The organism is Xenorhabdus sp. KK7.4 (assembly GCF_963876465.1).
Classification (GTDB): Bacteria; Pseudomonadota; Gammaproteobacteria; order Enterobacterales; family Enterobacteriaceae; genus Xenorhabdus; species Xenorhabdus stockiae.
In genome coordinates, this window is sequence record NZ_CAWNQF010000104.1 from 5,944 (window position 1) to 11,641 (window position 5,698).

6 protein-coding genes and 1 pseudogene are annotated in these 5,698 nt (G+C 43.4%); 6 read left to right on the forward strand and 1 reads right to left on the reverse strand.

Annotated features, from left to right (window positions below):
* The 6 genes and pseudogenes from AACS90_RS18360 to AACS90_RS18385 all read left to right on the forward strand — a co-directional run.
* Window positions 1-261, forward strand: a pseudogene (locus AACS90_RS18360) (DUF4123 domain-containing protein); the annotation flags it as partial.
* Window positions 258-491, forward strand: coding sequence for a hypothetical protein (locus AACS90_RS18365; RefSeq protein WP_099123482.1), 234 nt, complete (start codon window positions 258-260; stop codon window positions 489-491). The pseudogene AACS90_RS18360 and the gene AACS90_RS18365, both read left to right, overlap by 4 nt.
* A 98-nt stretch (window positions 492-589) precedes the next feature.
* Window positions 590-1,789: a DUF2515 family protein gene (locus AACS90_RS18370; protein ID WP_099123483.1), complete on the forward strand. Its 1,200-nt coding sequence runs from the start codon at window positions 590-592 to the stop codon at window positions 1,787-1,789.
* The gene (locus AACS90_RS18375; RefSeq protein ID WP_099123484.1) at window positions 1,786-2,400 is read left to right on the forward strand and encodes a hypothetical protein; all 615 of its coding nucleotides are present in this window, start codon (window positions 1,786-1,788) and stop codon (window positions 2,398-2,400) included. The genes AACS90_RS18370 and AACS90_RS18375 overlap by 4 nt, the downstream gene beginning before the upstream one ends.
* An 86-nt stretch (window positions 2,401-2,486) precedes the next feature.
* Window positions 2,487-3,110 (forward strand): hypothetical protein, encoded by a 624-nt coding sequence (locus tag AACS90_RS18380; protein WP_099123485.1) that lies wholly within the window; start codon window positions 2,487-2,489, stop codon window positions 3,108-3,110.
* 72 nt (window positions 3,111-3,182) lie between these two features.
* The gene (locus tag AACS90_RS18385) at window positions 3,183-3,791 is read left to right on the forward strand and encodes a hypothetical protein (RefSeq protein ID WP_099123486.1); all 609 of its coding nucleotides are present in this window, start codon (window positions 3,183-3,185) and stop codon (window positions 3,789-3,791) included.
* A gap of 523 nt (window positions 3,792-4,314) precedes the next feature.
* On the opposite strand, the gene AACS90_RS18390 is transcribed toward AACS90_RS18385, so the two are convergent.
* The coding region (locus tag AACS90_RS18390; RefSeq protein WP_153043702.1) for a DUF927 domain-containing protein at window positions 4,315-5,698 on the reverse strand (1,384 nt) is incomplete at its 5' end.

Consider the following 5,698-nt stretch of genomic DNA (forward strand, 5'->3'; position numbering starts at 1 on the left):
ACATTGGGTGAGCACTTGCTGGCCGTCTGGCTACGTTCTCCCTACGGACTGAAAGTGTTAACCAGCTCACTGTATTGTGATCTATGGGAAAATCACGGCCAGATGGCGAAACAATGGGATCAACCAGAAGGCAGTTTAGAACCCCGGATTGAACAGTGGTTGCGGCAAAAACTCGAAACGGGACAACGAATTGAAAAAGTCTCCAGCCGGGATTATCTGCTGGCGATGGAACAAGAAAAAGAACAGGAGAGAAAACAATGAGTAATGAGAACTCGATTTATGGTCATAATTGCCAAGCAATACTTAAAGATGATTTATACATTAAACTTGTCAGAGACTACACCCATGAGTCTATACCTAATGTGCCTTACACGCTGACAAATAACAAAATGGTGCATTCGGGCACGAGTGATAGTGATGGGACAAATCTTGAAAAAGGTTTAACCAGCACACCGTTCACCGTCAAAATAAATCCTTCTCAGTCAGTTTAGTTGACACGCCTCATTAAAAATAGAAATGAGGCGAATGACGGATATAAATAATTTAGTAACGGAATGATATTAAACCCATTTTAATCAGGAAGACGTAAATGACCGAAGTCTTTAAAAAACATAAATACGATGACATGGCGTTGTACAAAAGCACTCAATCAGTGGCCGCGTGTGACTGTCATTTCGAAGAAAAAGACGGAAAACAAATTAAAGTTATTGATGTACCCGTACTCACCTGTGAATGTGTTTGGCGCAGGTATCAAAAAGAGGCCGAAGACATTGTTGCGCCTGGAGGAGTACTGATAGCAGATCCTAAGGAACGCAATAAACGCATTAATGCGGCTTACGCTAAAATATGGTTGGAAGATAATCGTTTCCAATGGGCTGGTCTTGCTGCTTTCGCTTCCAAGCAAGTGGGTTGCGGGTTGTTGCATGCCTCTGAGATGGCCAAAAAGAATCAAGCTCATCAAGATGCCAATAGACGTGTGCGTCAAAGCGCAAAAGAATTAGAAAACACAATGGATAACCCACTTTACTTTCTTCATCCAAAGTTAAAAGCTCAAGGCGAAATAGCAGTTGAAGATTTTCCTCGTGCCATAGAAGAAGCTAGAGAAGCTAGTAGAAATAATAAACTATCAATATTTTCTAATGTTCCGGGTTTTCAGCCAATTTCGGAGCTGGCACAGTATTCATTCAATTATGTCTATGACATGATGGCGCTGGGTAATACAACATTATTTTTGGATGTGTATCCATTGCATGCTTTTTATAAGCAACGTGGGTTGGAAGAACTCAAAACTTGTATAAAAAAGCGCGAAAATATTTATGGTAATAGCCAATTCCCAATATTGTGGCCGATAGGACAAGAAAAATTTACATTTGGCCGTTTCTATCCAGATATTCTATTCGCGTTTGAAGCGATAGAAGCAGGTGATATCGCTCAAGGTGTTGTTCATCTTGCCAACCATGAGCAAATCAACATATTACAACCCACTATGTACAGTGATACTCGTTTAGTAACGTTCTTGTTTGGCAATCAGATTTCCTTTGTCACTGGCCTCCCATCTGGTGTCGCGGAATCTGTTGAATTGACGTTGGCGAGTCAGTGCAGACGTGTTGATGATGGCCGTACTATCGAATTTAGTGATGAGGCTCTGGCTGATCTCTCCGATATAAAACAACGCATGCCTTTCGTGTACAAGGCAGCAGAACGGTTTGATGAAATGCTGCAGGATAGCAACCGAAGTTTACTTGAAGAATCTCTACAAAATATTGCGGCAGGGAGAGGTGTAGAATGAGTTTATTGCAACAAATAAGTCGGCGGCGAGGCGGTTTAATCTTCATATTATTAATCGTTTTAGGCCTGGCTAGCATTTATCTTTACAATTCTTTTTATTCCGATAAACCCGAGATAGCGCTGGTGATCGGTGAACCTTACGAGGATATGCGTCAGCGATCCAGTGCCGATATTGAGCCGCATCTTCCGGGTAAAATTTGGCATAATATTCCCAAAACAGATGCCAGTTTACGCTTTATCGACCCAAAATATGGATTTGTTACCCCTCCGGCCCGATTTTTTGCTGTTTTATATGGGAATGACATTATCACGAGTGTGCGCATGTCTCCACAAATTGAGCCATTACCCTACGATGATGCAATCAAGATAGTCTTGGATTTACAAGATCAGTGGCGCAAAACGGGTTGGGTGATGGCTAAAGGATATAAACCCTTAGTAGATACACCAGAATTACATGAGAATCTTCGCCGTATGAAAGGTGGTGCAGGAACGACCTATTGGCAAGCCGCTAATCAGTATCAGATTATGCTGAGTTTAGCATTTTTCAAGGACGACAAGCATCCCAATGCCGAACGCTATTTGATCACAATGGTAATTTATAAACCGTGGTAAGCAGAGATAGCACAAAAAAAAGTGGGTGTGAGAATGTTATCTTTCACATCCATTATTCAGGATTCTGCTTCAGAACGAGGTTTAAAATGAGTCTTTTACATCGCATAGATAGGCGACGTTCTGGATTAATCTTCGCATTGTTAATCGTTCTTGGTCTGGCTAGCTTTTATCTATACCATTCTTTTAATTCCCGTGAACCAGCCGAAATAGCCTTAGTGATCGGTGAACCTTACGAGGTGATGCGACAACGTTCTAGTGCTGTTATTGATCCTCATATTCCTGGCCACGCTTGGTATAACACTCCAAAAACGGATGCACGTTTGCGTTTTACTGACCCCAAATATGGGTTTGTGACCCCTACTGCCCGATTTTTTACTGTTATGTTTGATGACGGAATAATCGATGGTGTACGCATGTCGCCACAAATAGAGCCGTTGCTTTACGACGATGCAATCAAGATAGTGTTGAATTTACAAGATCAGTGGCGTAAAGCGGGTTGGGTGCTTACTAGAGGATACCATCCTTTGGTTAATACACACGAATTACACGACAGCCTTCGTAAGATGAAAGGTACTGGAATAACATTTTGGCAAGCAGATGATAAATATCAGATCATGCTGAATGTGGCACGTTTCAAAGATGACAAACATCCTGATGAAGAGCGATATTTGATTACACTGGCAATTGCCAAGCCGTGGATAAATCAATAAAACAAACTCTGATGGGAGTGAGGATATTCTTTCTTACACCCACTCTTCTAGTGTTTCAGGATGAGGTATTGAATGAATCTTTCGCAATGTATAAGGCGGCGGTGCGGTGGTTTAATATTAGTATTCTCAAGCGTTCTCAGTTTGGTTATTGTCTATCTCTACCATTCCTTTAATTCCCCTGAACCTGAGATAGCACTGATGATTGGTGAGCCTTACGAGGATATGCGACAGAGATCCAGTGCCGAGATTGATCCACATCTTCCGGGGCAAATTTGGCATAATATCCCAAAAACAGATGCGCGCTTACGCTTTATTGACCCTAAATATGGATTTATTACCCCATCTGCCAGATTTTTAGCTGTTTCCTTTAATGAGGATGGAATAATCTATAGTGTACGTATGTCTCCACAAATCGAGCCGTTACTCTACGATGATGTGATCCAGATCGTACTGGATTTACAAGAACAGTGGCGTAAAGCAGGTTGGGTGCCGAGGTCTCCTCCTTTGGCTAATACATCAGAATTACGAACTCAACTTCGCAGTATGAAGTGTTCTGAAACAACCAATTGGCGAGCCGATGATCAGTATCGGATCATGATGAATTTGGGATGTTTTAAAGATAACAGACATCCTAATGAAGAACGATATATGATCACTATGGAGATTGCTAAGGCACGGTAGCCAAGCCGTGGGCAAATCAATAAAGCAAACTCAACTGAGTGTGAGAAGATAATATTCTCACACCCACAATTCAGGACGATACTGACGCGCTACGCTTGTCATCTCCGAGCTACCGGGCTAATACATTAACCCGGTAGCTCGGAGAGCTGAGGAAACATAACCGTTACTATCGATTATCTTTATATAACTGCGCCAATTTTCATGGGATAACGGGGTAAATGACCTATTTATTATATATTTCATTGCGTTAATCTATCCCATGTTATCCCAGCCTATCCCGTAACATCATGTTACTAATTTAAATCTTTTAAAATTCAATAAATTAAATCCTGCCAGAGAAAAGTCTTTTTCGGGGTAACTTCCATTGCCACGATATCACTTTATTTGTAATCACCTGATGTTACGGGATGGTGCGGGATAATACGGGATAAGTGAAATATCTATAAGTAACTGATATATATTAAAATAAATCTGTTTTGTCCCAATATCCCGTTATCCCAACGTTTTTTTCTCTTACGTGAGGTTAATCCTCATCCCTGAAAATCAGCACCACAAACCGTCCCTGAGTGCCGTTTACTGAAATGGTTTTACTGATAAAACGGTCTTTCTCCGCTTTAACCAGCATTCCGGCCTCTTCTAAGGCTTCAAAGCCGGATTTCTTCTGTAACCCCTGCAATATTTCTGCTTCAAATACACTGGGGATAATATGGTATTCCGCCTGTCCATCATGACGGCGGTTATGCACCAGATACCCGGCAAGATCGCTGATCCGCATGGCATGTGAGGTATCAATATCGCCATTTGGTCTGCCGTAGGTATAAGGCTGAAAGCGTGACAGTCCGTATTTCTGGATAAAGTCACGAGTTCGTGTGATAACCTGATACTTTTCCCGGTTTCCGATGCCAAAATCAGCTAACCAGTCATCGAAACTTTGTTTTGCCGCAGCATGGCTCGCTTCTTTATTCCAGCCGGTAATATGAGTTGCCAGCTCTCCAACGGCATCCAGTAGCGCGAAACGCACGGCAACGCGCTTGACTTGCGCTGAGGCTTCTTCTGGCAGGTTATCAAGCCACTCTTTTTCTTTACGGGCAGTCATTTCTATTGCCTGCTCCTGATTCTCAGACAACCACCGAATCCATTCACGACCCGCAGCACCACAATAGCGTTTGGATTCGCGTTTGATGGCTCTTGCATGGGAATCACCATCCTCATAGCCATTGAAATATTCTGTATCAATAAAGGGCACACTGAGCAGCCTGACAAGTTGTCCGGCTTTTGGGGTGATCCCACCTTTTATCAGAAACGTTTCTAAATCTTCTTCGCCTGTTGAAAGGGCAGCAATCTTCCAGCGGATCACAGCACGGTTTCCGCCTTCCCGTTTTCCCTGAATTTTACCGACACCGTTAAACAGGCTGTAAGCACTGTTAGCAACTTCTTTTGGATTCGAGCTTTGCCCAATTTCGTCAATGGGCATGAAACCATCATTACGGGCCGCGGCTTCGTTGTTTAACCCGTGGTTAGTACCATGCCATGATAATTTCAGTTCTTCGGGTTCACCGTATAAGCTGCTGGCAGCCTCAACGGTGGTGGTTTTACCTGCGGAGGATTGGGCGAATAAATGCACACCAAAGCAGCTCCCGCCTGTCAGTGAGTTTAGTGGGGCAGCCAATCCCACCAGTACGCCCAGCATCATTGAGCGGTTGCCTTGCAGTAATGACGCAACGTGTGTTTTCCACTGTTCGGCGCTTCCCCTGACCACATAACCGGCAATGGCAGATGTGCCGCCACTGAACGCGACAGGCATATAGGGCTGACCGATAATCTCACCGTCCGGCATCACATAAGCCCCACAATGCCAGCCTGCTTTTTGTGTCACAACCCATTCACGGCGATCGCCGCTGCGTTGC